The organism is Rhodococcus sp. NBC_00297 (assembly GCF_036173065.1).
Taxonomy (GTDB): domain Bacteria; phylum Actinomycetota; class Actinomycetes; order Mycobacteriales; family Mycobacteriaceae; genus Rhodococcoides.
Window position 1 is genome coordinate 3,487,045 of the sequence record NZ_CP108041.1, and the last position, 26,643, is coordinate 3,513,687.

Genomic DNA, 26,643 nt, shown 5'->3' on the forward strand with positions numbered 1-26,643 from the left:
AAGGCTATCGGCAGCACCCTTCTCGTCAGTCGAAGAGGCTGTCACCGGTTCCGCCGGCGAGGTCGGTCCCGAACAGGTCGAGCTGGGAGCCGGACGACCGCGTCGGTCCGTCGACGCGGTCGGCGGCCAGACGCCGGTGCGCGGAGGTGAGGAGCGCGGAGGTGGTGCGCCAGACCCGCGCATCGAGACCGGCCGACGCGGCGACTCGCGGATCGGTGTCGTCGAGCGTGCGATCGAGGGCGGAGAGCTCGCACTCGCGCGCCACGTCCAGGAAGCGGACGACGCGCGTGCGATCGTGTCCGCACGCGTTCAGCACCTCCTCGACGTCGATGTCGGCGCCGCGCTCCCACACCGCCTCGGCGATCGCGCGCAGTGCCTCGGGAATCACCGGACCGCCGTGCTCGTCCGTCCCGTCACCCGCGTCGCACTCGGGCGTCGGTTCACCGAACGCGTCGAGGTAGGGCCGCGCCCCGAGCCCGGCCCGGAGATGCTCGGCGGCCTCGCCGGCGAACTTCTCCATGACGGCCAGCATGTCGGCCACGTGCTGCGGGACGAACGGCACCACCGTGACGTCGATGGTGGCGACGATGCGATCCTCGTCCAGCAGCACCTTGACGTGCGGCCACCGGCGATTGACGTCGTTGACGACCGACAGTGCTCGCGCCTCGTCGGTGACGCCGGCCGCGAGCGGCGCGAGGATCTGTACGAACGGCGCCTCCGGGGTGGGGCACAGGTAGAGCCAGGCCGGCCCGAGACGGAACGGGTAGTCGCCGTCCTCGTCGGGGTGTGGCACGAACCCGAGGATGTGCAGGAGCGTCTGCTCGATGATCTCGAGACGGGCCTCGGGACCGGACGTGCGGACCGGCCGCAGCGGGTCGAACGGGACAGGGTCGGACGGCGGCGCGTCCTCGGGGTCCGTGGACGACGCGCCGAACCGGTCCTCGATCACGGGGCCGCACAGGTCGCCGTCCAGCTCGAGGAACGACGGATGCGGGACACCCCACACCGAGCGCAGGACGCGGACAGCGGCGTCGGCGAGTTGGTCGGCGTAGCGCCGCGGGCGATCGACGAACCAGTTCACCGGCTCGTCGTCGCGGCGCGCGGTGTGCGGGAGCGACGGCGGCGGGGCGAACCCGAACTGCTCCAGCAGTGCGCGCCCCTCGGACGTCCACCGGCGGTGCTCGGCGAGGTACTCGTCCGCCAGCACCTCGCACCGGACCGTCTCGTCGTCCCATCCGTAGAACTGCAGGCACGGCGGAACCGGATCGGAGTCGGCGTGCGGGCACGCGAGCACCAGAGAGTGTCCCGCCGGCATCCCGTCGAGGTGATCGGCGAGCAGGGTGCGGAACCGGCTCCAGGCGGCCTCGGGCGAGAGGTCGACACTGTTCAGGTCGTTCATGGGGCGACCGTAACGCGGCCCACCGACACGGTGTCGCGAGTCCCGGCTCACACGGTCAGATCGGCGTACTCCTCGTGCGTCTCGACGAAGTGGTGCACGTAGGAGCACGACGGGACGATCTTCAGCCCCGCGGCGCGTGTGTCGTCGAGTGCGTGACGCACCAGGACGGCCGCGAGTCCGCGGCCGCGGAACTCGGGAAGCGTCACGGTGTGGTCGAAGTCCCGGACCGTGGGATCGGTCTGCCGATACTCGGCGTAGCCGGCGACCTCCTCACCGACGAGGATCTCGAAACGCTGACGATCGGGATGGTGCTCCACGCGGGTGTCGTCTGTGTCTGCCATGGACCGAACCTACTCGCCCGCGCCGGGACGAGGGCCCGTGCTTCCGAGGGCGTCCAGCAGTGCGCGTTCGTAGGTCGCGAACTCCCGCGTGGTGGCGGTCTCGGCGCGTCGCGGCCGCGGCAGATCGATGCTCACGTCGGCGACCACCCGCGCGGGCCGCGGCGACAGCACGACGACCCGGTCCGACACCTGCACCGCCTCCCGGATGTCGTGGGTGATCATCAGGACCGTCCAGCGGTACCGCTGCCACACCTCCTGCAACCAGTCCTGCATGGCCGTCCTGGTCAGCGAGTCGAGAGCGCCGAACGGCTCGTCCAGCAGCAGGACGTCGCGTCCCTGCACGACGGTCCGGAGCAGTGCGGCCCGCTGCCGCATCCCGCCGGACAGCGACGAGGGGCGTGCGTTCTCGAAGCCGTCGAGGCCGAAGACCGGGAACAGGTCGCGGGCCCGGCTCCGCGCCTGCGCCTTCGGAACCCCCTGCACCTCCAGCCCGAGTGCGGTGTTCGCGAGAACCGAACGCCACGGGAACAACAGGTCCTTCTGCGGCATGTACGCGCAGCGCGGTGTCACCACGGTGCCGCTGTCCGCGGTGTCGAGACCGGCGAGGAGGGTGAACAGCGTGCTCTTGCCGCAGCCGCTCGGGCCGACGATCGACACGAACTGTCCTCCCTCGACGGCGAGGTCGATCCCGTCCAGTACCGGTGTGCCCGGGTAGGACTTGCGCACCGAGGTCAGCTCCAGAACAGGATCCGTCATCGCGTCCCTTCCTTCGCCGCGAGCGCCCACGGCGCGAGAAGCCGCTCGGCCACGAACGTGAGGAGGAAGAGTGCGATGCTGCACACCGCCGTGACCAGGACCGCGGCCAGGACGAGATCGGTGCGGAACGCGTTCTTCTGCTGCGCCATGTAGATGCCCAGACCCGACGTGGCGCCGACGTACTCGGAGAAGACGGCACCGACGACGGCGTAGGTGATCCCGATGCGGAGCGCGGTGAAGAAGCGCGGCAGCGCGGACGGGAGCCGGACGTACCGGAACTGTTGTCGCCGTGACGCTCCCATGCTGCGCAGCAGTGCGTCGGACTCCTTGTCCGCGGAGGCGAATCCCTCGATCAGGCCGAGGGTCATCGGGAAGAACGTCACCAGCGCGATCACCAGGAGCTTGGGGAGGATGCCGAATCCGAACCAGATGATCATCAGGGGAGCGACGGCGATGACCGGCAGTGTCTGCGACACCACGAGCAGGGGAACGACGGCGCGGCGCAGCCACGGCGAGAAGTCCACGGCCGTGGCGATGATCCACGAGATCGTCAGGGAGACGGCGAAACCGAGCAGAGTGACCTGAACGGTGGACGATGCGTGACCCGCGATGACGGCACGGTTCGTCCAGCCCTGATCGACGACGCGGGCGGGGGAGGGGAGTACGCGCGGCGAGATGCCGCTGACGACCACGTACACCTGCCAGGCCGCCACGAGGCCCGCCGCGAGCAGCAGCGCCGGCGCGTACCGCCCCACCTGTCCGCCGCGCTCAGCCCTGATCGAGGTACTCATCGGTGAAGTAGGTCGACCAGTCGGGCTCGGTGGTCAGCGGTGCGCCGTCGGGCCCGGCCAGGACACCGGCGTCGAACAGGAACTTCGAGTACCCGGACCATCGCTCCAGGGTCTGCGTCCCGACGCGGCCGTTCTCGTCGAGCATGTAGTCCTCCGCCAGCATGCGCTGACTCTCGACGACCAGGTCCTCGTCGGGAAATGCTCCCGGGTTGGCGTCGATCAGATCGCGCGCGCCCGCGTCGGGATCGTCGGCGGCCTTCTGGTAACCCTTCTGCAAGGCCTGCACGAACTGTCGCGCCTGTTCGGGGTGCTCGGCCATCCACTCGTCACCGCCGTCGACGACGATCGCGTACGAGTCGGGGAAGCCGAAGTCGGTGTAGTCGAAGTACGTCATCGGGGTTCCGGCCCGCTCGGCCTCGAGACCCTCCCACGCGAAGTAGGAGACGGTGAAGTCCGCGGTACCGGAGTAGACCGCCTCGTACGCGGACGTCCCGAGCACCACGGTCTCGAAATCGCCGGTGCCACCGTCGTTCTCGATCACCTTGCGGAGGGTGGCCTCCTCGCCCGCATCGCCGAACCCGGCGTAGGTCCGCCCGTCCAGGTCTCGGGGGCTCCGGATGTCCTGCCGGTCGGCGCGGACGCCGATGCCGGTGGCCCAGTGCTGCAGCGGCGCCATCACCGAGGTCACCTTCGCACCGGCAGCGCGGGCGTAGGTGGCGGAGCTGTGGAAGCTGATCCCGAACTCGGCGTTGCCGGAGTCGATCAGCGTGTCGGGGGACGTCGAGTTGTACGGCAGGATCTCGACGTTCAGCCCGGCGTCCGCGAAGTAGCCCTCCTGCTGGGCGACGAACAGGCCCGTGTGGTTCGTGTTGGGTGTCCAGTCGAGCGCGAAGCGGATCGTGTTCGCGTCGGAGGCATCGGACGTGGCGCAGCCCGCGAGACCCGCGGCGGCGACGAGCGACACGGTGAGCAGAGCCGCGACGCGCCCGACCCTCGTGTGCCGCGCCCTCATGCGTCCGACCCCGAAGCAGGCCAGGGCACGGTGTTCAGGGCGGTGTCCCAGAACAGCAGTTCGTAGCGCATCGCCACGACGAACGCGTCACTCATCCGCTGTCGTTCGGCCGGGCCGGCCACCTCGGCAGCCGCGTCGACGAGCTCGCGGGCGCGCGCGGCGGAGGTCTGGAAGTCCTCGGCGTCGTACGTCGTCACCCACCGGGCGTACGGGTGGTGCGGATCAGCGTCGAGCACGGCGCGGGCCGAGGCCGCGAGTCCGCGGCCGACCTCGGCGTAGATCCAGAAACAGGGGAGCGCGGCCGCGGCGCCGACGGCGTAGGTGTCGGTCGCCGCCGTCGCCGTGAGGAACGAGACGTACCCGAGGCACGCCTGGCTGTGCTCGACCGGCTTCTCCGACGGACCGCCGAGTGCGACGTCGGCGAGAAGGCTGGTGTGCAACGACTTCTCGACCGTCGCGGCCGTCGCCGCCGACGTGGCCCAGAACGCTCCGGCCTCCGGATCGACTGCGCGCGAGGACAGGAGGGCCAAGGCCTTCGCGTATCCCTCGAGGTAGAGGCCGTCCTGCTCGATGTACGTCCGGAACGACGTGATCGGCAGGGTGCCGTCGCCGAGTCGGGTGAGGAACTCGAGATCGCCGATCCGGGCCCGCAGGCCTGCCGTGCGGTCCCAGAGGAGGTCGGTGAAGCGTGTGAGGTCGGCTGCATCCGTGGTGGAGGCAGCGTCGACCGCATGGTCGTACGGCGTCATGGCCGTGACATCCCTTCGTCAGAATTACCTGCATCAGGTTCTCGGGTGTGGTCTCAGCCTCGCGACGCGAAGCACCCCGTGTCAGAACTCGCCGACCATAGCACCGGCGGTCGTGCGGCTACTTCATGTCCTCCAGTTCCATGCCCTTCGTCTCGGGGATCTTGGACTTCACGAAGAAGAACGACAGGGCGGCGAAGAGTGCGAAGCCGCCGTAGACGATGGAGAGTCCGACCATCTCGGTGAGCGACGGGAACAGCAGCGAGATGACGAAGTTGGCCACCCAGTTCGCGGCCGTACCGATGCCGAGAGCCATGGCGCGCATACGGTTCGGGAACATCTCGCCGAGCAGGACCCACATGATCGGTCCCCACGTCGACGCGAAGAAGATCACGAACAGGTTCGCTCCGATCAGCGCCACGACGCCCCAGGGATCGGGCAGGGAGACCTCGTCGCCGGTGCCGATCTGCTGGGAGAACGCGATCGCCGCCATGAGGAGACCGACGAACATACCGATGGAGCCGGCCATGAGCAGGTTGCGCCGACCCACCCGGTCGACGAAGAGAATGGCCACGAACGTCATGGCCACGTTGATCACGGAGGTGATGACCGACGTGGTGAAGGACTGACTCTCGGTGAAGCCCACCGACTTCCACAGTGTGGTGGAGTAGTAGAAGATCGCGTTGATACCGACGAACTGCTGCAGGACGGCCATGATGATGCCGACCCACACCAGCGGCTGCAGACCAAAGCGCGGACCGCGGATGTCGGCGAACGACGAGCGCTGCTCCTTGCGCAGAGTCAGGCGGATCTCGTGGATGCGCTCGTTGGGGTGCTTCTCGCCGGTGATGTTCGCGAGAATCTGCGCGGCCTCCTCGTCGAGGTGCTTGCCCACGAGGTAACGCGGCGACTCGGGGATGAGCAACGCGAGGACGCCGTAGACGACGGCCGGGATCACGCCGACGATGAACATCCATCGCCAGGCCTCGAGGCCGAGCCACAGGTCGTTGGACGCACCGTCCGCACGATCCGCCAGCACGGCGTCCGAGAGCAGTGCGGCGAAGATGCCGATGGTGATGGCCAGCTGCTGCAGCGACGCGAGGCTGCCGCGCATCCGGGCCGGCGAGATCTCCGCGATGTACGCGGGGGCGATCACCGACGCGATGCCGATGCCGAGACCGCCGAGCACACGCCACAGCATCAGGTCGGGAACGCTGAAGGCCAGACCCGAGCCGACCGACGAGATGATGAAGAGTGCGGACCCGAGCAGCATCACCTTCTTGCGTCCCCACCGGTCGGCCAGTCCGCCGGCGAACCAGGCGCCCGCCGCGCACCCGAGCAGGGCGATCGCGACGGTGAAGCCGGTGAGGAACTCGCCGAGGGCGAATCTGCCCTGGATGGAGTCGACGGCGCCGTTGATGACGGAACTGTCGAAACCGAAGAGGAAGCCGCCGACGGCGGCCGCAATGGTCACGCCGATGACTTTGGCCGTGTGATTGGCCGATGCCTGTGTGGTCATCCTTGTCCACCTACATGTCGGCCACCGGCCGCGCCGGTCGATGGCGGAGGAGTTTCGCTTGGTTCGGACCCTACGCCCGGCGCGACCGCTGTGGAGCGGCGACCTGACGGCAGTTTGAGCAGCGCCGGAACGGTGAATCCCGCCGGTCATGAAGAAGACTCTGCGACGCACCGGCGACGCCTCCGCCGACGTCGCGTGGGAGCGGTACATGGACCTGTCGCTCTGGTCGACGTGGGCACCGCAGATCATGGGGGTCGACGCGTCCACCGACCGTCTCGCCGCCGGCACGACCGGCACGGTGCGCGGACCCCTCGGCGTGCGGGTGTCCTTCGAGGTCCACTCCGTGGACGAGGCCGCACGGGTGTGGTCGTGGCGCGCGTGGATCGGCGCTCCGAGTGCCGGGCTCACCCTGGAACACGGTGTCGACAGCGCGGGGTCGGGCTCGTCGACGTGGTTGGTCGTGGACGGTCTGGCACCGCTCGTCCTCGGCTACTCTCCAGCGGCCCTGTTCGCGCTCGGTCGACTGGTGACAGCGTGACGACCATCGGGGTCCGATCCCCGCACTCCCTGTAACGTCGGTCCTCGTGGGGGCAACCGAGAGCAGCCATGTCGTCTCGTCGCGCGACGGTGAGATCCGCGGCTACGGGCACGGCGACGTTGTCAGTTGGAAGGGCATCCCGTTCGCGGCGCCACCCGTGGCGGAGCACCGATTCCGCGCACCACGCCCACCGGAGCCGTGGGACGGGGTCCGCGACGGCAGGACCTTCGGAGCGATGGCACCGCAAGGCCGTGACGGCCCGATTCCCATGGACTCGTCCATCCCGATGGACGAGGACTGCCTGACTCTCAACGTCTGGGCCCCGACACCGGACGGCATCTCCCGTCCGGTGATGGTGTGGATCCACGGCGGTGCCTACGTCCTGGGATCATCTGCGCAACGGATCTACAACGGGCGCAACCTGTCCCGCCTCGGTGAGGTGGTGGTCGTGACCGTCAACTACCGGGTGGGCGCGCTGGGGTGGTTGGACCTGTCGTCGTTCGACACCGATGGCAGCGTCTTCGAGACCAATCTCGGGCTCCGCGACCAGATCGCGGCGCTCACGTGGGTGCGCGACTGCATCGCCGCGTTCGGCGGCGACCCGACCAACGTCACCGTCTTCGGTGAGTCGTCCGGTGGCGCGTCGGTGACCACTCTCATGACGTCACCGCACGCGGAAGGTCTGTTCCACAAGGCGATCGCCCAGAGTTCCCCGGCCACGTCGGTGTACGGCCCGGAACGCGCGCGCACCGTCGCGCAGCGGTTCCTCGAACTCGTCGATCTGCCCGCAGAGCGTGCGGAGGAGCTGCGGGCGATGCCGGTGGAGAGGCTCGTCGAGGCGGCCGAGAAGCTGGTCTACGAGGTTCCCGAGAAGGTGCCCGGCACATTGGGATTCGCACCCGTCGTCGACGGTGACGTGGTGCCCCGGTATCCGGTGGCCGCGTTCCAGAAGGGCTTCTCGCACGACGTCCCGCTCATCATCGGGTCTAATCACGACGAGGCATCGGTGTTCCGCCTGATGAAGTCGCCGTTGATGCCCGTCACCTCGGACACGGTGAGCACGATGTTCGAGGCGATCGCCGTCGACCATCCCGACCTCTCACCGGCTCGTATCGCCGACATCCTCTCCGCGTACCCGGATCTGCCGAAGAGTGCGGGCGCGCTGGCCCTCTCGCGCGACGCAGGGTTCCGGATGCCGAGCCTGTGGATCGCGGAGGCCCACTGCCGACGAGCGCCGACGTTCGTCTACCGTTTCGATCACGCGACACCCGTGCTGCGCGCGGCACGTATCGGCGCCGGTCACGCCACCGAGTTGCCGTACGTCTTCGGCAATTTCGGGACCTTCGACCGGGACCCGACCTTCTGGCTGGGTGGGCGCAAGGCAGCGCAGCAGGTCTCCCGGCGAATGCAACGACGCTGGGTGGCGTTCGCGTGGCACGGGGTTCCTGCTGCGCTGGACGGGTCGAAGCACTGGGCGCCCTACGACGAGCGCCGTCGCACTCTCGTCATCGACGGGCGTGATGCTCTGGTCGAGGATCCGGACCGTGAGCTGCGCGAGATCTGGGGCGAGAAGGTGCTCGGCTTCAGCTGAGGTCCGTCAGGCCTTGCTGTAGGTGAGGCAGTTCGCGGTGTCCGACGACTCGCCGGCGCCGATGCGGACCGCTGCCGCGCTGCACTCGAGGTTGTCGTTGAACGAGCAGTCGACGCGCTGACACGCGCCGACCTGGGTGGAGACGGTGTCGAGGCCGCCCTTGGTGCTCAAGGGGATGAACGTGCCGCAATCGGCCGTTCCGTTCGAGCCTCCGACATTGATGGCGAAGGCGTGGCATCCGTCGTGGTTGTACGAACAGGCGCTGACACTGCACTCACTGACGCGGGGCATTTCGAGGGAAGTCATGACGCTGACGGTAATACTCGAAATGCGTCTTCACCAGCAAGGTCAGGCTGACCTAGATATGGTCACCCTTTCTACAACAATGATGTTTCCTATTCTTTCGGGTCACGGATCGATGACGAATTCGTCGACGACGTAACGATCGGTCTGTTCGCCCGGATGGACCGATCATGAGACGAACACTTCTCGCGACCCTGGCAGTCACCGTGCTGTTCGCGAGCGGGTGCTCCGACTCCGGCCAGGGCTCCGCGGCGCCACCTCCTCCGACCACCACCACGACCTCGACAGCGGTGGGTCCGGCACCGGGTACGGAACCCGCGTCGTCGGCCGCGCCGGAACCGTCGACCGCGTGTGTGGAGGACTCCGTCGTGGCGGCGGGCATCGAATCGCTGCCACAGTTCTTCGGCAGTGGTTGGCGGCTCGTCCGCCAGGGCGATCCCTGCGCGACGCTGTCGTGGGCGCTCGCGGCGCTCGACGGGGGCACGGGGTCGAGTCCGTGGACCGTCTTGTTCTTCCACGACGACACCTATCTCGGTACCGCCACCGCGTTGCCGTACTCGTTCACCGACGTCGCCTCGCAGACCGACGACACGGTCACGGTGTCGTACGGGTGGCTCCGGGAGGGTGAGTCCACCTCGCAGCAGTCCGGCGGACCCGGGTTAGTCCGCTACACCTGGAACGGATCGTCCGTGGTGATGCTGGACGACCTGCCGCAGGAGGTGGTGGACGGCAACAGGCAGACTCCTGCCGATCCGTGCCTGGACGACTCGGTGGTCGCCTCCGCGATCGACTCTCTGCCCACCTTCTCCGACAGCGCCTGGAGCCTGTACAGCCAGGGCGATCCGTGCGCCACGCTGGCCTGGGCGATGGCCGTTCCCGACGGTGCCACCGGTTCGAGTCCCACGACGGTCCTGCTCTTCCATGACGGCGCATACCTCGGAACGGCGACCGCCCGTCCGTACGCGTTCACGGATCTCGACCCGTATGCGCAGACCGACGACACCGTGACGATCTCGTACCGGTGGCTCGTCGGCGACGAGGCCACCGCGGAAGCCTCCGGCGGTCCGGCACTCGTTCGCTACCGGTGGAACGGATCCTCGGTGGACATGCTCGATCCGCTGCCTCCCGAAGTGGCGAACGGCTGATTTCCACCGGTGGACGACCCGGCCGATCGGGTGCAGGATCACCGGTACGGGGCCGACGCGGAGGTGTCATGTCATGACTGTCGTTCGAGCAGCACTGGTTCAGACCACCTGGACCGGCGACAAGGAATCGATGATCCAGGCCCACGAGGAGTACGCCCGCCAGGCAGCCGAGCAGGGCGCGCAGGTGATCTGTTTTCAGGAACTGTTCTACGGCCCCTATTTCTGCCAGGTGCAGGACGCGTCCTTCTACGACTACGCCGAATCGGTTCCCGGACCCACCGTCGAGCGTTTCCAGTCTCTCGCGAAGGAACTCGGCATGGTGATGGTGCTGCCGGTCTACGAGAAGGAACAGCCAGGCATTCTGTACAACACCGCCGCCGTGGTGGACGCGGACGGCACGTACTTGGGCAAGTACCGCAAGCACCACATTCCGCACCTGAACGGCTTCTGGGAGAAGTTCTACTTCCGCCCCGGCAACCTGGGCTGGCCCGTGTTCGACACCGCCGTCGGCAAGGTGGGGGTCTACATCTGTTACGACCGCCATTTCCCGGAGGGCTGGCGCGCACTCGGACTGGCCGGTGCGGAGATCGTGTTCAATCCGTCCGCCACCTCGCGAGGCCTGTCGAACTACCTGTGGAAGCTCGAGCAACCGGCGTCGGCCGTGGCCAACGAGTACTACATCGTCGCGATCAACCGAGTGGGAGTCGAGGAGTTGGGCGACAACGACTTCTACGGTACGAGCTACTTCGTCGATCCCGAGGGGAAGTTCGTCGGCGACGTCGCCTCGGACAGCGCGGCCGAAGTGATCGTCCGCGATCTGGACCTGTCGCTCATCGCGACCGTCCGCGATCGGTGGGCTTTCTACCGCGATCGCAGACCCGACGCCTACGGTCCCCTGGTGACACCGTGACGACCACGTTCGTCCACGGGGGCATCGTCGTCTCGCCGACGGGGTCGCAGCCCCTGGACGTCCTGATCGACGGTGAGACGATCGTCGCAGTGCTGCAACCGGGTTCGACGCTGCTGGGCGCCGACCTCGCGTCGTCGAGCGACGTCGTCGTCGACGCGACCGGGAAGTACGTGATCCCCGGAGGGGTCGACGGCCACACCCACATGGAGATGCCGTTCGGCGGCACCTTCGCCTCCGACTCGTTCGAGACGGGGACGCGCGCTGCCGCGTGGGGCGGAACCACCACCATCGTCGACTTCGCCATCCAGAACCCCGGGATGCGTGTGCAGGACACCCTCGCCACGTGGCACGACAAGGCCGCCGGTTCGTGCGCCGTCGACTACGGCTTCCATCAGATCATCGGAGACGTCGACAGCGACTCGTTGAAGGCCATGAGCGAGTTGGTCTCCGAAGGTGTCACCAGCTTCAAGTTGTTCATGGCCTATCCCGGCGTCTTCTACTCGGACGACGGGAAGATCCTGCGGGCGATGCAGACTGCCGCCGAGACCGGCGCGCTGCTGATGATGCACGCGGAGAACGGCATCGCCATCGACGTCCTGGTCGAGCAGTCGATCGCACGCGGTGACACGGCGCCGTACTTCCACGGCACGTCCCGGCCGTGGCAGCTCGAGGAAGAAGCAACGCATCGCGCGATCATGCTGGCCGACGTGACGGGAGCGCCGCTGTACGTGGTCCACGTGTCGGCGAAACAGGCGCTCGAGCAGATCGCGACGGCACGAGGCAAGGGGCAGAACGTCTTCGCCGAGACGTGTCCGCAGTATCTGTACCTCTCGCTCGAGGAGCAACTCGGTGCGCCGGGCTTCGAGGGTGCGAAGTGGGTGTGCTCGACCCCGCTCCGGTCCCGTGCCGAGGGGCACCAGGACGAGCTGTGGCGGTACCTCCGCACGGGCGACGTCTCGACGGTCGGCACCGATCACTGTCCCTTCTGCATGAAGGATCAGAAGGAGATGGGTATCGGCGACTTCTCCAAGATCCCCAACGGAATCGGGTCGGTCGAACATCGGATGGACCTGATGTACCAGGGTGTGGTGTCGGGGAAGATCACGCTCGAGAAGTGGGTCGAGGTGTGCTGCACGACGCCGGCACGCATGTTCGGGATGTACCCGCGCAAGGGCATCGTGTCGCCCGGTGCCGACGCGGACCTGGTGGTCTACGACCCGAACGGCCGCACCACCATCGGAGTCGAGACACACCACATGAGAATGGACTATTCCGCCTACGAGGGCATGACCGTGGACGGCCATGTCGACACGGTGATCTCCCGCGGGGCCGTCGTCGTCGACCGCGGCGAGTACCTGGGCCGCGCCGGGCACGGCCGTTTCGTGCGCCGCGACCTGTCCCAGAATCTGGTGTGAGGGATGGACTTCGGAGTGGTGCTGCAGTGCACCCCACCCAGTTCGCGGGTGGTCGAACTCGCTCGCATCGCCGAGACGCACGGCTTCTCCCATGTGTGGACCTTCGATTCACACCTGCTGTGGCAGGAGCCCTACGTCATCCACAGTCAGATCCTCGCGAGCACCCGCACGGTGGTCGTCGGACCGATGGTGACCAACCCGTCGACGCGGGACGTCACGGTGACGGCATCGACGTTCGCCACACTCAACGAGATGTACGGCAACCGCACCGTGTGCGGGATCGGCCGCGGCGACTCCGCGGTGCGCACTCTGGGTGGGAAGCCCACCACGATCGCGCGGCTCGCCGACTCGGTGGAGATCATCCGCGAACTCGGCAACGGGCGGTCCGCCCGCATCGGCGAGACCACCGTGCGGCTGCCGTGGGCGTCGCGGTCCGAGCTCGAGGTGTGGATCGCCGGATACGGCCCGCGGGCACTGGAACTCACCGGGCAGGTCGCCGACGGGTTCATCCTGCAACTCGCTGATCCCGACATCGTCGAGTGGACCGTGGCCACCGTCCGCGACGCCGCCGAGAAGGCGGGGCGCGACCCCGATGCCGTGACCATCTGCGTCGCCGCCCCCGCCTATGTCACCGACGGTTCCGCGGCCGCCGCCGCGCATGCCCGTGATCAGTGCCGGTGGTTCGGCGGCATGGTGGGAAACCACGTGGCGGACATCGTGTCCCGCTACGGAGCGACCTCCGGTGTCCCGGCCGCTCTCACGGACTACATCGCCGGCCGCCAGGGGTACGACTACAACCAACACGGCAGAGCCGGCAACACGCACGCCGACTTCGTGCCCGACGAGATCGTCGACCGGTTCTGCATCCTGGGCTCGCCCGAGCAGCACGTGGAGCGACTCCGGCAGCTCGAGTCGCTCGGTGTGGACCAGTTCGCGGTCTACCTCCAACACGATGCGAAGACCGCGACGCTGGATGCCTACGGCGAGTCGGTTCTTCCTGCCATGATGACGTCAGAGGTGGCGACGGAATCCGGAATCGCCCGATAACGGAGGTGGTACATGACCGACCATGTCTTCTATTCCTGGTCCGCCCAGGCGGAGCTGAACCCGGTCACCATCACCGGGGCGTCCGGGTCCTACTTCTGGGACGACCAGGGCAGGAAGTACCTCGACTTCTCCTCGCAACTGGTCAACGTCAACATCGGGCACCAGCACCCCGACATCGTGGCGGCGATCGTCGAGCAGGCCGGTGTGCTCACCACCATCTCCCCGACGGTCGCGAACGACAAGCGCAGCGAACTCGCTCGACTGATCGCCGAGCGCGCTCCCGGTGACCTGAACCGGGTCTTCTTCACCACGGGCGGGGCCGAGGCCGTCGAGCACGCCGTGCGGTTCGCTCGCCAGCACACCGGGCGGACCAAGATGCTGGCCGCGTACCGGTCGTACCACGGCGGCACCGGTGTGGCCATCGGTCTGACGGGAGAGCCGCGCCGGTGGGGAACCGAGCCGACCAACGTCGACGTCGTCCGGTTCTTCGGGCCGTATCCCTATCGGTCACCGTGGAATTCGACCGGCCCCGAGGAGGAGACGGCCGCGGCGCTGGCCCACCTCGAGATGGTCATCACGCTGGAGGGACCGCAGAACATCGCGGGGCTCATTCTCGAGTCGGTGGTCGGCACCAACGGCGTACTGGTCCCGCCGCCGGGATATCTGGCCGGTGTCCGCGAACTCTGCACTCGCTACGGCATCGTGTACATCGCCGACGAGGTGATGGTGGGTTTCGGCCGGACCGGGCACTGGTTCGCGTGCCAGGCGTGGGGCGTCGAGCCCGATCTGATCACGTTCGCGAAGGGTGTGAACTCCGGCTACGTCCCGCTCGGCGGAGTGGTGATCTCCGAGGAGATCGCGCAGCGGTACGACCACACGCCGTATCCGGGAGGACTGACCTACTCGGGCCACGTGCTCGGCTGCGCCGCCGGTATCGCGTCGATCCGGGTGTTCGAGCGCGACGACATCCTGGGCCACGTCCGCGCCGTGGGGGAGGACGTCCTCGGGCCGGGGCTCACCAAGCTGGGTGAGGCGCATCCGAGCGTGGGTGACGTGCGGGGCATGGGGTTCTTCTGGGCCGTCGAACTGGTGACGGACAAGGGCACCCGCGAGCCGCTGACACCGTTCAACGCCACCGGCGCCGCCGCAGCTCCCATGGCGGCCGTCACGAAGGCGGCCAAGGAGCGCGGGCTGTGGCCGTTCGTGGCGGGCAATCGGCTGCAGATCGCGCCGCCGCTCGTCACGACGGAGGAGGACATCCGTCGGGGACTCGAAATCCTCGACGAGGTGCTCGAGGTCGCCGACGGGTACACCCGGAACTAGAGCACGGCACCGGGATTCAGGATGCCCGCGGGATCGAGGGCGTGCTTGATGCGCCGGGTCAGCTCCATGACGTCCTCGCCCACCTGATCCGGCAACCACGCCTTCTTGAGCCGGCCGACACCGTGTTCCCCGGTGATGGTGCCGCCCAACGAGATCGCGAGCGTCATGATCTCGCCGAATGCCTGGTGCGCACGCTCCTCCATGTCCGCGTCCTCGGGGTCGAACACGATCAGCGGGTGCGTGTTCCCGTCGCCCGCATGGGCGATGACGGCGACGACGACGCCGCGGGCATCGGCGATCTTCGCGATTCCCTGCACCAGGTCCGCGAGTGCGGGCAGCGGAACTCCGACGTCCTCGAGCAGGAGGGATCCGGTGCGTTCGACGGCGGGGATGGCGAAGCGCCGGGCTGCGGCGAACGCTTCGCCCTCGTCGGGATCGTCGGTCACGAACACCTCGTCGGCGCCGGCGGCCGTGCACGCCGCGGCCATGGTCTCGGTCTCCTCGGTGCGGTGCGCGCCGGGTGAGTCGGAGCGGGCGATGAGCATCGCTGCCGCCGTGCGGTCGAGGCCCATCTTCATGGCGTCCTCCACGGCGTTGATCGACGTGGAGTCCATGAACTCGAGCATGGCGGGCCGCAGCGAGCGGGTGATCGCCAGAATGGCGTCGGTCGCGTCGGACAGGCGGGTGAAGGTGGCCACGACCGTGCTCGCGGGTGGCTGAGCCGGGATCAAACGCAGCGTCACCTCGGTGATGATGCCGAGGACGCCCTCGCTGCCGACGAAGAGTTTGGTCAGCGACAGGCCGGCCGAGTCCTTCAGACGCGGGCCGCCCAGGTTCACGACGGTGCCGTCGGCGAGGACCACCTCGAGACCGAGGATGTAGTCGGTGGTCACCCCGTACTTGACGCAGCACAGGCCGCCGGCGTTGGTGGCGGCGTTGCCGCCGATCGAACACATCTCGAACGACGACGGATCCGGTGGGTACCACAGGCCGTGTTCGGCCGCAGCGGCCTTGACCTCGACGTTGAGCAGACCGGGTTGGACCACGGCCGTCCGCGTCACCGGGTCGACGGTGACGGCGCGCATCGCCTCGGTCGTCAGCACGATGCCGCCGTCGACGGCGGTCGCACCACCGGACAGACCGGATCCCGCGCCGCGCGGTACCACCGGGACCGAATGCTCGGTGGCCCAGAGCATGACGGCGCGGACGTCGGCCGTGCTGGTGGCGCGCACGACGGCGAGGGGAGTGCCGGCGTTCGGATCACGGGCCCAGTCCTGGCGATAGCCGGCGGTGATGTCCGGATCGGTCACCACGATGGCGGCTCCGACCGCGTCTGTCAGGGACGTCACGAGATCGTCGATGATGCTCACCTTCCTCGACCGGCGGGTCCTACGTCTCGACGCTACCCCCAGCCCCGCCCGTGACCCCGCCGGAATGACGAGACACGGTGCGGGACAGTGGGAGACCGCGTCGAACGGTGGCCGGGTCGACGTCAGGCCAATGTTCACATCAGTCACATGAGCAACTCTGTTACCAGATCGTGCCCCGATGGGTGCCGACAACAGCACGTCGGAGGATTAGCGTCCGGATGACGGAGATCGGCACGTGGGCCGAGACCGAGGGGGCGAGAAGGAGGCACTCATGGCACCGTCACACGACATCACACGGTCGGCATCTGCACCATCGACGACAGCGTCGCGCAGACCGACGAAGAACACCCCGTTCGAGTGCGCGGCGGCGCTGTTCTCCTACGACTTCGTCTCCGGCGGCGTCGACTACGACACCCTCGAGTCGCTCCATCGTGGCGAGGTGACCGAATGGACGTCGGCGCTACGACGCTCGGGACTGTTCACCGATGCCGAGATGGACGCCCTCGCCGCCCAGTGGTCCGAACGTCCGGGCCTGCTGCTCGATGCGTTGCTCCGTGACGCCGACGAGATGACCGTGCGGCGTTGCCGGCTCGCGTGGTCGGCGATGGACCGGCTCGCGCCGTTCCAGATGCCCATCGCGCACAGCGGCTGACAGTCAGATCACCGCGGCATCGCCGCCGTCGACCACGTAGACCTGGTCGTCGGTGAGCGTGCGGTACGGCGTTCCCGCCGCGTCGCACGCCGCGGCCATCGCGGCCGACGCGCCGTCGGGATCCAGAGTGTCCGACGCCCAGTGCGGCACGAGCACGTCGTCGATGATCCCCAGGCCGGTCCACAGCACGTCCTCGCCCGTGGTCGGCTCCACCTCGCCAGGCGGGTCGGCGTACTCCACGCCCCGCAGCGTCGGACCCAGGACGCAGGCTCCCGCGCTGTACCCGCCGTACACGAGGGAATCCTCCGCAAGTAGTCGAGCGATCGCGTCGTCTGCACCGGACGAGGCCATCCTGCGCCGGAGCACGAAGGTGTTACCACCGCGGACCCACACGGCGGGGAAGGCAGCCAGGACGTCGTGCGCCGTGCTCGGCATCAACTCGCGCAGGTCGACCTCGACAGGGAGGAAACCCGCCGAGCGCAGGAGTGTGAACTCACTGGTGACCGCGGACGCGCGCGCGGCGTCGGGCCAGGAGTCCGCCGCGTTGGCGATGACGGCGATGCGGCCGGGTGGTCCGGTCAGTTCGAGGAACCGGTCACGGGCGAGCCCGAATCGGTAGGACGCGAGGAACAGGCGCATGGCGGGAGCGTAGGTCAGTACGCACGCGTCGGGTGTGCAGACGTGGTTAGTGTCGGGTGCATGTCGCTGCACAAGATGATCGATGATCCGTCCCGCGTCATCGTCGACGCCTGCCGCGCCGCCGCCCGGCGCAGCGCCGACCTCCGCTTCGTCGAACGGCCCGGATACTTCACGCGCCGCGGCCGCACGACGGACGGGCGCGTGGCCGTGATGTCGGGCGGTGGTTCCGGCCACGAACCGCTCCACTCCGGCTTCGTCGGCGCCGGGATGTTGGACGCGGCGGTGCCGGGGTCTGTGTTCACGAGCCCGAACGCGCTGCAGATCGAGGCGGCGACGCGGGCCGTCGAGGCCGGCGCCGGCGTGATCCACGTGGTCAAGAACTACACCGGCGACGTCATCAACTTCCGCATCGCGGCCGATCTGTGTGCTGCCGACGGCATCACGGTCGAGACGGTGCTCGTGGCCGACGACGTCGCGTCCGAGAGCGAGGACGGGCCCGGCCGACGCGGAACCGCCGCGACGGTGGCCGTCGAGAAGATCTGCGGCGCCGCCGCTGCTCGCGGCGACGACCTCGCCTCCGTCGCCGCGCTGGGGCGGCGGGTCGCCGAGGGCGCTCGCAGCATGGCGGTGGCCTTCCGTCCGTGCACGGTTCCGGGCGCGTCGTCCCCGTCCTTCGAGCTCGGCGACGACGAGGTCGAACTCGGTGTCGGTATCCACGGCGAGCGCGGCACCGCGCGCGTCGCGACGCTCACCGCCACCGAGATCGCCGAGGCGCTGCTCGGACCCGTGGCCGATTCGCTGGGACTGTCCGGCGGCGAGGACGTCGTGCTCGTCGTCAACGGACTCGGCGCGACCCATCCGCTCGAACTCGACATCGTCTTCGGTGCCGCGCTGCGGTATCTCGAGGGGCGCGGCATCACCGTCCGACGCACGCTCGTCGGGAGCCTCGTGACGGCGTTCGACATGGCGGGGGTGTCGTTGACCGCCGTCCGCTGCGACGACGAGATCCTCGGCTTGTGGGACGCCCCGACCGAGGCCCCCGCGTGGCCCCGCTCGCCGGCGCAGGACCTGCACGACGACGCCGTGGACGACACGGACGCGGCAGCGGCGTCGGAGCTTCCGGGCGGCGCGGCCGACCCGTTCGTCACCACCTGGGTCTCGTCGTTCGTCGAGCGTGTCCGGTCGTCGATCGACGAGCTCACCGACCTCGATCGCCGAGCCGGTGACGGCGACTTCGGCGTCAACATGCAGATCGGTCTGGCCGACTTCGCGGTGGACGAGAGTGCCTCGCCCGCAGCGGTGTTCGAGATCCTGGCTCGTGGATTCCTCGGCAATGCGGGCGGAACGTCCGGCGCTCTCTTCGGTGCGTTCTTCCACCGGGTCTCGGTCGCCCTCGACGGTCCCGGGGCGAGCACCGCGAGCATCGCCGCGGGAGTGGCCGACGGACTGGCCGCCATCACCGATCTCGGCGGTGCGCAGCCGGGGGACAAGACCATGGTGGACGCGCTGGACCCGGCGTCACGAGCTCTGGGGGACGCCGGATCGGTCGAGCTCTCGGCGGCCCTCGCCGCGGCTGCCGAGGCTGCGACGCGCGGTGCCGAGTCCACGACGGACACCGTCGCCCAGCGTGGCCGCGCCAGCTACATCGGCGACGCGGCGCGCGGCGTCATCGACCCCGGTGCTCTCGTGGTCTCCTGGTTCTTCGCCGCCGCCTGAGCGGCTGCATCGGACCTCAGGAGGCGAGTGCGGCCCGAATTGCCCGGGCGGTCGCCTCGGGCTCGCTCTGACGCCGCGTGATCATGCCGGCGACGAAGCGGATGCGATCGCCGTGGTGGCGAGGTACGACATGCAGGTGCGAGTGGAACACGGTCTGGAAGGCGGCGCGTCCGTCGTTCATGGCGAGGTTGACCCCGTCCGCCGCCAGGGTGCTGCGGCGCATCGCGCCGGCCAGGGCCTGGCCGGCGGCGAAGACCTGCCCACCCACGACCGGGTCGAGTGTCTCGAGCCCCGAGGAGTGCACCTTGGGAACCACCAGGGTGTGCCCGCGGGTGACGGGCCGGATGTCGAGGAACGCGAGCACCGAGTCGGTCTCGTGGACGATCGTCGCGGGGGCGCGGCGGGCGACGATGTCGCAGAACACGCACTCGGTCATCGCTGCTGCTCCGTGACGGCGGCGACGAGTGCAGGCAGGGAGTCGGCCGCGGTCGCCCGCCAGACGTGGTGGGCCATGTCGGAGACCGCGGTCTCGTCCGGGTTGATCTCGATGACGACGGCGCCCGCGCTGCGAGCCTGAGCGGGAAGCCCCGCGAAGGGGTAGACCACGCCGGACGTTCCCACGACCAGGACGGCGTCGGCGGCCTCGACGGACGCCGCGACCGCTGCCCACTCCGCTTCCGGGAGCGGCTCGCCGAACCACACGACACCGGGGCGGACCGGACTCCCGCAGAGACCGCACGCAGGCGGCGCGATGCGTTCCGCGCCGTCCTCGACGTCGTCGACCGGTCCCTCGAAAGGCTCCTCGCAGATCGAGCACCGCACCGCGGTCAGTGTGCCGTGGACGTGGGCCAGCACGGTGGACCCGGCGCGCTCGTGCAGGTCGTCGACGTTCTGCGTGGCGATCTCGACGGTCCGCTGCGGTGCGGACCTCTGCCACTGCGCGAGGGCCACATGACCGGCGTTCGGGCTCGAGGCGGCCACGAGCTGCGCTCGTCGGCGGTACCAGGCCCACACCAGATCCGGATCGCGGACGAACGCGTCGGGGCTGGCCAGCTCCTCCGGGGAGTACCGCTCCCACAGCCCGGTCTGCGCGTCGCGGAACGTCGGCACGCCCGACTGCGCGGACATCCCGGCCCCGGTGAGCACGGCGACGCGGGACGCGGACCGGACGGCCTCCAGCACGGGCTGCGGAACGTCGGATGCGGGGTCGGCACTGTCGGTGATCATGAAGCGAGTGTGCCAAGTCGCACCGACACACTCGGTCCGTTATGACCTCCGCCTCACATTCGACCTCGACGCTCGGTATGTCTGTGTCGTGCGTTACCTTGCGGTGGGCCCACCCGGCCGACTCCAGGACCTCTCACGCGGGCGAACATGAGCCACCGTCGACGAGGTCGTTCTCGGAACCGACGACAGTCGGCGGCAGTGCAGCTCCGCGGGACGCGGACGTGCCGCCATTCACAGGAAGTACAGCTGGTGGAAGATTCTCGAGAAGCAGGGACGCTGGTCGGCGTCGTGCGTGAGACGAACGAGGGGGAGCGCCGGGTGGCGCTGGTCCCCAAGGTGGTCGCCGCGCTGACGGGCAAGGGTGTGCGCGTGGTGGTGGAGGCGGGTGCCGGTCTGGGCGCTCTGATCCCCGATCAGTTGTACGTCGACGCCGGTGCGAGCATCGGCGATCCGTACAGCGCCGACGTGGTGGTCAAGGTGGCGCCGCCGTCGTCGGCCGAGGTGCGCAAGCTGCGCCGCGGATCGACGCTCATCGGCTTCCTCGCGCCGCGCAACGCGGACACGATCATTCCGGAGTTGACCGCTGCGGGCGTGCAGGCCTTCGCGGTCGAGGCGATCCCGCGTATCTCCCGCGCGCAGGTCATGGATGCGTTGTCCTCGCAGGCCAACGTCGCCGGCTACAAGGCGGTGCTGCTCGCGGCGTCGGAGTCGACGCGGTTCTTCCCGATGCTCACCACTGCGGCGGGCACGGTGAAGCCGGCGACGGTGCTGGTGCTCGGTGTGGGTGTGGCGGGGCTGCAGGCGTTGGCGACGGCGAAGCGTCTCGGTGGCCGCGCCACCGGGTACGACGTGCGTCCCGAGGTGGCCGATCAGGTGCGCTCGGTGGGTGCGCAGTGGCTGGATCTGGGGATCGACGCCGCCGGTGAGGGCGGGTATGCCCGTGAGCTCACCGAGGACGAGCGTGCGCAGCAGCAGGCGGCGCTGGAGAAGGCGATCTCGACGTTCGACGTCGTCATCACCACCGCCCTGGTGCCGGGGCGTCCGGCACCGAAGCTGGTCACCGCGGCGGCTGCCGCGGGGATGCGACCGGGCAGTGTCGTGGTGGATCTCGCCGGGGAGACCGGCGGCAACTGTGAGCTGACCGAGCCGGGTCGCACGGTGGTGAAGAACGACGTGATCATCGCGTCGCCGCTGAATCTGCCGGCGACGATGCCCGAGCATGCGAGTGAGCTCTATTCCAAGAACATCTCTGCCTTGATCGAGCTGATGCTCGACGATGCCGGTGCCCTCGCCCCCGATTTCACCGACGAGGTCCTCGCGAAGTCGTGCGTGACGCGCACGGCCGATACGACCGTGAAGGCGGATGCCTGATGTACACACCGTTGCTCGCGAACATCGCGATCCTGGTCCTGGCCGGCTTCGTCGGTTTCGCTGTCATCTCCAAGGTCCCGAACACGCTGCACACGCCGCTGATGTCGGGTACCAACGCCATCCACGGCATCGTCGTGCTCGGCGCCCTCATCGTGTTGGGCAGGTTGCCGGAGGACGCGCCGTGGGGTGTGCGGATCATCGCGTTCGTCGCGTTGATCTTCGGCACGCTCAACGTCGTCGGTGGGTTCCTGGTCACCGACCGCATGCTCGGCATGTTCAAGGGCAAGAAGGCGCCCGCTGCTGTGTCGACGGCAACCGGCGAGAAGGGTGCTGATTCCTGATGAACAATCTCGTCAACATCCTCTACATCGTCGCGTTCGCGATGTTCATCTACGGCCTGATGGGTCTGACCGGCCCGAAGACGGCGGTGCGCGGCAACTGGATCGCCGCTGTCGGTATGGGTATCGCCGTGGTGGCGACTCTGATCGAGGTCCGCGACACCGCGGCGATCAACTGGATCCTCATCGCCGCCGGTCTGGCCATCGGTGTCCTGCTGGGTGTCCCGCCGGCCAAGCGCACGAAGATGACGGCGATGCCGCAGCTGGTGGCGCTGTTCAACGGCGTGGGCGGCGGCACGGTCGCATTGATCGCCTGGTCGGAGTTCATCGAGACCGACGGTTTCTCCGCGTTCCAGCACGGTGAAGAGCCGACGGTGCACATCGTCATCGGGTCACTGTTCGCGGCAGTCATCGGGTCGGTGTCGTTCTGGGGTTCGCTGGTGGCGTTCCTGAAGCTGCAGGAGCTGCTGAACAAGAAGGTCGAGAAGGCGTTCGTGAAGAACGCCCGCATCTTCCAGCTCACCAACATCGTGTTGCTGCTCATCGCGGTGGCGGTGTCGGTCTACATCGGTCTGCGCGCCACCCCGGGTGAGGGCACCTCGCAGTGGTGGATCGTGCTGGTGCTCGTCGCGGCGGCGCTGATGGGCCTGTTCGTGGTGTTCCCGATCGGCGGCGCGGACATGCCGGTGGTGATCTCGCTGCTGAACGCGTTGACGGGTCTGTCGGCTGCGGCGGCGGGGTTGGCGCTGAACAACACCGCGATGATCGTGGCGGGCATGATCGTCGGCGCGTCCGGCACCATCCTCACGAATCTGATGGCGACGGCGATGAACCGGTCGATCCCGGCGATCGTGTTCGGGTCCTTCGGTGGCGGCGGCGCGTCCGCGGTCGGTGGCCCGGACGATGCCGGCGGCACGGTGAAGTCCACCTCGGCGGCGGACGCGGCGATCCAGATGGCGTACGCCTCGCAGGTGATCGTGGTGCCCGGCTACGGTCTCGCGGTCGCGCAGGCCCAGCACGCGGTCAAGGACATGGCGTCGATCCTCGAGTCCAAGGGCGTGGAGGTGAAGTACGCGATCCATCCCGTTGCCGGGCGCATGCCGGGTCACATGAACGTGCTGCTCGCCGAGGCGGACGTGGAGTACGAGGCGATGAAGGAGATGGACGACATCAACGGGGAGTTCTCCCGCACCGATGTCACCCTCGTCATCGGCGCGAACGACGTCACCAACCCGGCGGCGCGCAACGATCCGAGTTCGCCGATCCACGGGATGCCGATCCTGAACGTGGACGAGTCGCGGTCGGTGATCGTGCTCAAGCGGTCGATGAGCTCCGGGTACGCCGGCATCGACAATCCGCTGTTCACGGCGGACCGCACGTCGATGCTCTTCGGGGACGCGAAGAAATCCGTCAACGCCGTCATCGAGGAGCTCAAAGCCCTCTAGGTGTACCCGGCCCTGATGCCCCGCCCGCTCACCGGCGGCGGAGCATCAGGGCCGCGGTGTCGAGAGGGTTCTTCGCCTCGCGGGCAGCGGCGACGGGGGAGTGCGCCATGACGACACCGGCGGCGCCCCACCACATCCCGGTCACCAGCAGCGCCCCGACGATGCCGATGCCTGTCGCACCCGCGGTGACCACGGCGGCGAGGGCCACGCCGGCAACCAGGGCCGAGCCCAGCCCCAGGACGACGGGACGCAGCCGACCGGGCACGACCAGCGCACCCGACGCGATCACCGAGGATGCTGCGACCACGCGGCCGTCGGGAAGTGCCGACGTCGCGATGTGATCGGACAGCCATGCCGACCCGGCTGCCGCGGTCAGGGTCGACCCGAGGCACAGCATGAGGATCGCGCCGATGCCGTACGGCAACTTGCGCACCACCGCGACCACCGTCAGCGCGGCGACCACCACCAGCACGGTCGTCACGTCGATGACGTCGAGCACCGTGTCGGCCGGGGCGTACAGGGCCTCGAGCGCGACCGACGCCGGTGGGTAGCGCACGCCCAGCAGCGGCAGGACGGCGTAGAGCACGACCAGTGCCGCCGCGGACACTCCTGTCAGTGCCCACCACCGAGGGGTGGTGCGTCGGGCGCGAAGCGCGATCTGTTGCGTCGTCGTGGTACTCACGGGTCCCCATGATGGCGCACGAGGCTGGCAGATTCCTGTGACCCGGCGCAGTGATTCCCGTGCGGCGCGTCAGCCTGCGAGAACCGTGTCGACTCCCGTGAGAATTCGATCGACGTCCGGGAGGTGGTGCCGCTCGAGGCGTGCCGGCGGGTACGGAACGTGGAAGCCCGTGACCCGCTGGACGGGTGCCTCCAGCGAGTAGAAGCACTCCTGCGACACCTGGGCCGCCACCTCCGCCGCGATGCCGAGGTAGCCCGTGTCCTCGTGCACGACGACGAGGCGCCCGGTCCGACGCACGGACCGACAGACCGTGTCGGTGTCCAGCGGTGAGAGGGACCGGAGATCGATGACCTCGAGGCTGTGGCCCTCGGACTCCGCCACCTCGGCTGCCTTCAGTGCGGTCTGCACCATCGACCCGTAGGCCACCACTGTCACGTCGGTACCGGTGCGGCACACGCGAGCGGCGTCCAGCGGCAGATCGGGCGCATCGGTGGCCCATTCGCCCTTGTCCCAGTACCGACGCTTGGGCTCGAGGAAGACGACGGGGTCCTCCGAGTGCACGGCCTGCTGGATCATCCAGTACGCGTCGTGGGGCGTGCTCGGGCTGACCACGCGCAGGCCCGCCGTGTGGGCGAAGTACGCCTCGGGAGATTCCGAATGGTGTTCGACGGCTCCGATGCCACCACCGAACGGGATGCGGATGACCATCGGGGCGCCGATGCGACCGGCGGTGCGGTACCGGATCTTGGCCACCTGGGACACGATCTGGTCGAAGGCCGGATAGACGAACCCGTCGAACTGGATCTCGACGACGGGGCGGTAGCCGCGCAGCGCCATGCCGAACGCGGTGCCCACCATGCCGGACTCGGCGAGGGGCATGTCGAGCACGCGCTGATCGCCGAAGTCCTTCTGCAGTCTGTCGGTCACGCGGAACACACCGCCGAGCTTGCCGATGTCGAGGCCCATCAGCACGACCTTGTCGTCGGCCTCGAGGGAGGCGCGGAGACCTGCGTTGATCGCACCACCGAGGGTGCCCTTGACGTGGAGATCGGACGACGCGGTGGTCGCGCCGGCGCGGGAGAGGGTTCCGGTGGTCATCGCAGTGTCTCCTTCTGGCGGTCCACCACAGCGTGGGGTTCGGCGTAGACGTGGTCGAGCAGGGTGGACGACTCCGGATCGACGGCGGAGATCGTGGCGGAGCGGAGCCGGGCGGCGACGTCGTCGGCGGTCGCGGCGATGTCCTCGCGCACGGACGGTGTCAGGGCGCCCTCGCGGGTGAGCAGTCTGTCGAGGCGGTCCAACGGATCGCGCGCCGCCCACACGTCGCGCTCGGCGTCGGCGCGGTACCGCGTCGGATCGTCGGACGTGGTGTGCGGGCCCATGCGGTAGGTCATGGCTTCGATGAACGTGGGGCCTCCGCCGGTGCGGGCGCGGTGCGCGGCGGCACGGGTGACGGCGAGGACGGCGAGGGCATCGTTGCCGTCGACCCGCAGGGCGGGCATGCCGAAGCCGGCGGCGCGGGAGGCGAGCGGCAGCGGACTCTGCAGCGCGACGGGCTCGCTGATGGCCCAGTGGTTGTTCTGGCAGAAGAAGACGACGCCGGCCCCGAAGGAGACCGAGAACGACAACGCCTCCGAGATGTCGCCCTCGCTCGTGGCGCCGTCACCGAAGTAGGCGACCGTGGCGATCTCGGCACCGTCGAGTCGCGCCGCCATGGCGTAGCCGGTGGCATGCAGACCCTGCGCTCCGACGATGATCGCCGGGTTGGTGATGTTGTACTCGTCCGGATCCCAGCCGGAGTGCGCGGTGCCGCGCCACAGTGCGGTGAGCTTCTCCACCGGCACGCCTCGGCAGTACGCCACCGCGTGCTCGCGGTAGCTCGTGAAGATGTAGTCGTCCGCGGTGACGGCGTGGGCCGAGCCCACCTGGGCTGCTTCCTGACCCAGCAGCGGTGCCCACAGTCCCAGCTCACCCTGGCGCTGCAGCGCGGTCGCCTCGGTGTCGATGCGGCGAGCGACCACCATGTCGCGGTACATGTCGAGCATGTGGGCGGCGTCGACGTCGGCGACGAGTCGCCAGTGCTCGGGGTCGTGCACTCGCCGGCCGTCGGGCTGGACGAGCTGCACGGGATGCGCGATGCGATCGCCCCGCGGTGATGTGTCCGATCGGGTCATGGGCTTCCTCTCCGCCGGTGCGCGGACCTCGTCGTGAGAGGAGGGCGCACAGTGTGGACGAACCGTGTGTGGCTCACCTCACAGCATGCTCGCCTGACCGCATTGCGCAAGTGATGCGGACGAGAGTGAGCAACTCGCTCGGTGGTTGCCCCACCGACACGCACAGAACGAGCAGGATGGGCGTCGGGTGACG

The 26,643-nt window shown here is 68.7% G+C and carries 27 protein-coding genes and 1 riboswitch; of the genes, 12 read left to right on the forward strand and 15 right to left on the reverse strand.

Going from position 1 to position 26,643, the window contains the following annotated elements; genetic code table 11:
- Positions 1-25: 25 nt before the first annotated feature.
- From OG947_RS16400 to OG947_RS16430, 7 genes are all read right to left on the reverse strand, one after another.
- Positions 26-1,399, reverse strand: coding sequence for a T3SS (YopN, CesT) and YbjN peptide-binding chaperone 1 (locus OG947_RS16400; RefSeq protein ID WP_328812377.1), 1,374 nt, complete (start codon positions 1,397-1,399; stop codon positions 26-28).
- Between the two features lie 47 nt (positions 1,400-1,446).
- A complete protein-coding gene (locus OG947_RS16405; protein WP_027504953.1) occupies positions 1,447-1,740 on the reverse strand; it encodes a GNAT family N-acetyltransferase in 294 nt (97 codons plus the stop codon).
- Positions 1,741-1,749: 9 nt separating this feature from the next.
- Positions 1,750-2,496: an ABC transporter ATP-binding protein gene (locus OG947_RS16410; protein WP_328812378.1), complete on the reverse strand. Its 747-nt coding sequence runs from the start codon at positions 2,494-2,496 to the stop codon at positions 1,750-1,752.
- The gene (locus OG947_RS16415) at positions 2,493-3,287 is read right to left on the reverse strand and encodes an ABC transporter permease (protein WP_328812379.1); all 795 of its coding nucleotides are present in this window, start codon (positions 3,285-3,287) and stop codon (positions 2,493-2,495) included. Before OG947_RS16415 ends, OG947_RS16410 begins: the two co-directional genes overlap by 4 nt.
- Entirely contained in the window at positions 3,265-4,299 is a 1,035-nt protein-coding gene (locus OG947_RS16420; RefSeq protein WP_056448409.1) for an ABC transporter substrate-binding protein, read from the reverse strand. Before OG947_RS16420 ends, OG947_RS16415 begins: the two co-directional genes overlap by 23 nt.
- Complete coding sequence (locus tag OG947_RS16425; RefSeq protein ID WP_027504957.1) at positions 4,296-5,048, reverse strand: TenA family protein; 753 nt, start codon at positions 5,046-5,048, stop codon at positions 4,296-4,298. Before OG947_RS16425 ends, OG947_RS16420 begins: the two co-directional genes overlap by 4 nt.
- A riboswitch (TPP riboswitch) is annotated at positions 5,042-5,137 on the reverse strand. Its footprint overlaps the gene before it by 7 nt.
- Positions 5,138-5,166: 29 nt before the next feature.
- On the reverse strand, positions 5,167-6,564 hold the full coding sequence (locus tag OG947_RS16430; RefSeq protein WP_027504958.1) for a sugar porter family MFS transporter: 1,398 nt from the start codon (positions 6,562-6,564) through the stop codon (positions 5,167-5,169).
- Between the two features lie 148 nt (positions 6,565-6,712).
- Here OG947_RS16430 and OG947_RS16435 point away from each other — a divergent pair, with 148 nt between their 5' ends.
- Positions 6,713-7,102, forward strand: a complete 390-nt coding sequence (locus tag OG947_RS16435) for an SRPBCC family protein (RefSeq protein ID WP_222632754.1) — start codon at positions 6,713-6,715, stop codon at positions 7,100-7,102.
- 46 nt (positions 7,103-7,148) lie between these two features.
- Positions 7,149-8,693, forward strand: a complete 1,545-nt coding sequence (locus OG947_RS16440) for a carboxylesterase/lipase family protein (protein ID WP_328812380.1) — start codon at positions 7,149-7,151, stop codon at positions 8,691-8,693.
- Between the two features lie 6 nt (positions 8,694-8,699).
- Here the strand turns inward: OG947_RS16440 and OG947_RS16445 are convergent, their stop codons facing one another.
- Positions 8,700-8,999, reverse strand: coding sequence for a DUF1540 domain-containing protein (locus tag OG947_RS16445; RefSeq protein WP_027504961.1), 300 nt, complete (start codon positions 8,997-8,999; stop codon positions 8,700-8,702).
- Positions 9,000-9,166: 167 nt separating this feature from the next.
- Here OG947_RS16445 and OG947_RS16450 point away from each other — a divergent pair, with 167 nt between their 5' ends.
- From OG947_RS16450 to OG947_RS16470, 5 genes are all read left to right on the forward strand, one after another.
- On the forward strand, positions 9,167-10,141 hold the full coding sequence (locus tag OG947_RS16450; RefSeq protein WP_328812381.1) for an LppP/LprE family lipoprotein: 975 nt from the start codon (positions 9,167-9,169) through the stop codon (positions 10,139-10,141).
- A 73-nt stretch (positions 10,142-10,214) separates the two neighbouring features.
- A complete protein-coding gene (locus tag OG947_RS16455) occupies positions 10,215-11,051 on the forward strand; it encodes a nitrilase-related carbon-nitrogen hydrolase (protein WP_328812383.1) in 837 nt (278 codons plus the stop codon).
- Complete coding sequence (gene hydA / locus OG947_RS16460; RefSeq protein ID WP_222645905.1) at positions 11,048-12,466, forward strand: dihydropyrimidinase; 1,419 nt, start codon at positions 11,048-11,050, stop codon at positions 12,464-12,466. Before OG947_RS16455 ends, hydA begins: the two co-directional genes overlap by 4 nt.
- Before the next feature lie 3 nt (positions 12,467-12,469).
- Positions 12,470-13,513, forward strand: a complete 1,044-nt coding sequence (locus tag OG947_RS16465; RefSeq protein WP_328812384.1) for a TIGR03842 family LLM class F420-dependent oxidoreductase — start codon at positions 12,470-12,472, stop codon at positions 13,511-13,513.
- 12 nt (positions 13,514-13,525) lie between these two features.
- Positions 13,526-14,836 carry an aspartate aminotransferase family protein gene (locus OG947_RS16470; protein ID WP_222632749.1) on the forward strand — a complete coding sequence of 437 codons (1,311 nt, stop codon included), beginning with the start codon at positions 13,526-13,528 and terminating at the stop codon, positions 14,834-14,836.
- Here OG947_RS16470 and OG947_RS16475 read toward each other — a convergent pair.
- Complete coding sequence (locus OG947_RS16475) at positions 14,833-16,206, reverse strand: FAD-binding oxidoreductase (protein ID WP_204868670.1); 1,374 nt, start codon at positions 16,204-16,206, stop codon at positions 14,833-14,835. The genes OG947_RS16470 and OG947_RS16475 overlap by 4 nt on opposite strands.
- Before the next feature lie 271 nt (positions 16,207-16,477).
- Here OG947_RS16475 and OG947_RS16480 point away from each other — a divergent pair, with 271 nt between their 5' ends.
- Entirely contained in the window at positions 16,478-16,858 is a 381-nt protein-coding gene (locus OG947_RS16480) for a hypothetical protein (RefSeq protein ID WP_231476246.1), read from the forward strand.
- Positions 16,859-16,861: 3 nt separating this feature from the next.
- Here the strand turns inward: OG947_RS16480 and OG947_RS16485 are convergent, their stop codons facing one another.
- Positions 16,862-17,497 (reverse strand): Type 1 glutamine amidotransferase-like domain-containing protein, encoded by a 636-nt coding sequence (locus OG947_RS16485; protein ID WP_328812385.1) that lies wholly within the window; start codon positions 17,495-17,497, stop codon positions 16,862-16,864.
- 60 nt (positions 17,498-17,557) lie between these two features.
- On the opposite strand from OG947_RS16485, the gene dhaL reads away from it, so the two are divergent.
- Positions 17,558-19,213, forward strand: coding sequence for a dihydroxyacetone kinase subunit DhaL (gene dhaL / locus OG947_RS16490; RefSeq protein ID WP_328812386.1), 1,656 nt, complete (start codon positions 17,558-17,560; stop codon positions 19,211-19,213).
- 16 nt (positions 19,214-19,229) lie between these two features.
- Here dhaL and OG947_RS16495 read toward each other — a convergent pair whose 3' ends face one another.
- The gene (locus OG947_RS16495) at positions 19,230-19,649 is read right to left on the reverse strand and encodes an HIT family protein (protein ID WP_027504969.1); all 420 of its coding nucleotides are present in this window, start codon (positions 19,647-19,649) and stop codon (positions 19,230-19,232) included.
- Positions 19,646-20,440 (reverse strand): SIR2 family NAD-dependent protein deacylase, encoded by a 795-nt coding sequence (locus OG947_RS16500; protein ID WP_307091919.1) that lies wholly within the window; start codon positions 20,438-20,440, stop codon positions 19,646-19,648. The genes OG947_RS16495 and OG947_RS16500 overlap by 4 nt, the downstream gene beginning before the upstream one ends.
- Before the next feature lie 246 nt (positions 20,441-20,686).
- Here OG947_RS16500 and OG947_RS16505 point away from each other — a divergent pair, with 246 nt between their 5' ends.
- Genes OG947_RS16505 through OG947_RS16515 form a run of 3 tightly spaced genes read left to right on the forward strand, consistent with a single transcriptional unit; the run spans position 20,687 to position 23,594 of the window.
- Entirely contained in the window at positions 20,687-21,811 is a 1,125-nt protein-coding gene (locus OG947_RS16505) for an NAD(P) transhydrogenase subunit alpha (RefSeq protein WP_261775823.1), read from the forward strand.
- The gene (locus tag OG947_RS16510) at positions 21,811-22,152 is read left to right on the forward strand and encodes an NAD(P) transhydrogenase subunit alpha (RefSeq protein ID WP_056448442.1); all 342 of its coding nucleotides are present in this window, start codon (positions 21,811-21,813) and stop codon (positions 22,150-22,152) included. Before OG947_RS16505 ends, OG947_RS16510 begins: the two co-directional genes overlap by 1 nt.
- Entirely contained in the window at positions 22,152-23,594 is a 1,443-nt protein-coding gene (locus OG947_RS16515; RefSeq protein ID WP_222639167.1) for an NAD(P)(+) transhydrogenase (Re/Si-specific) subunit beta, read from the forward strand. Before OG947_RS16510 ends, OG947_RS16515 begins: the two co-directional genes overlap by 1 nt.
- Before the next feature lie 28 nt (positions 23,595-23,622).
- Here OG947_RS16515 and OG947_RS16520 read toward each other — a convergent pair whose 3' ends face one another.
- From OG947_RS16520 to pdhA, 3 genes are all read right to left on the reverse strand, one after another.
- Positions 23,623-24,276, reverse strand: a complete 654-nt coding sequence (locus OG947_RS16520; protein ID WP_056448448.1) for a hypothetical protein — start codon at positions 24,274-24,276, stop codon at positions 23,623-23,625.
- Between the two features lie 69 nt (positions 24,277-24,345).
- Positions 24,346-25,374: an alpha-ketoacid dehydrogenase subunit beta gene (locus tag OG947_RS16525; protein ID WP_328812387.1), complete on the reverse strand. Its 1,029-nt coding sequence runs from the start codon at positions 25,372-25,374 to the stop codon at positions 24,346-24,348.
- The gene (gene pdhA / locus OG947_RS16530) at positions 25,371-26,450 is read right to left on the reverse strand and encodes a pyruvate dehydrogenase (acetyl-transferring) E1 component subunit alpha (RefSeq protein WP_042575535.1); all 1,080 of its coding nucleotides are present in this window, start codon (positions 26,448-26,450) and stop codon (positions 25,371-25,373) included. The genes OG947_RS16525 and pdhA overlap by 4 nt, the downstream gene beginning before the upstream one ends.
- Positions 26,451-26,643 lie beyond the last annotated feature (193 nt).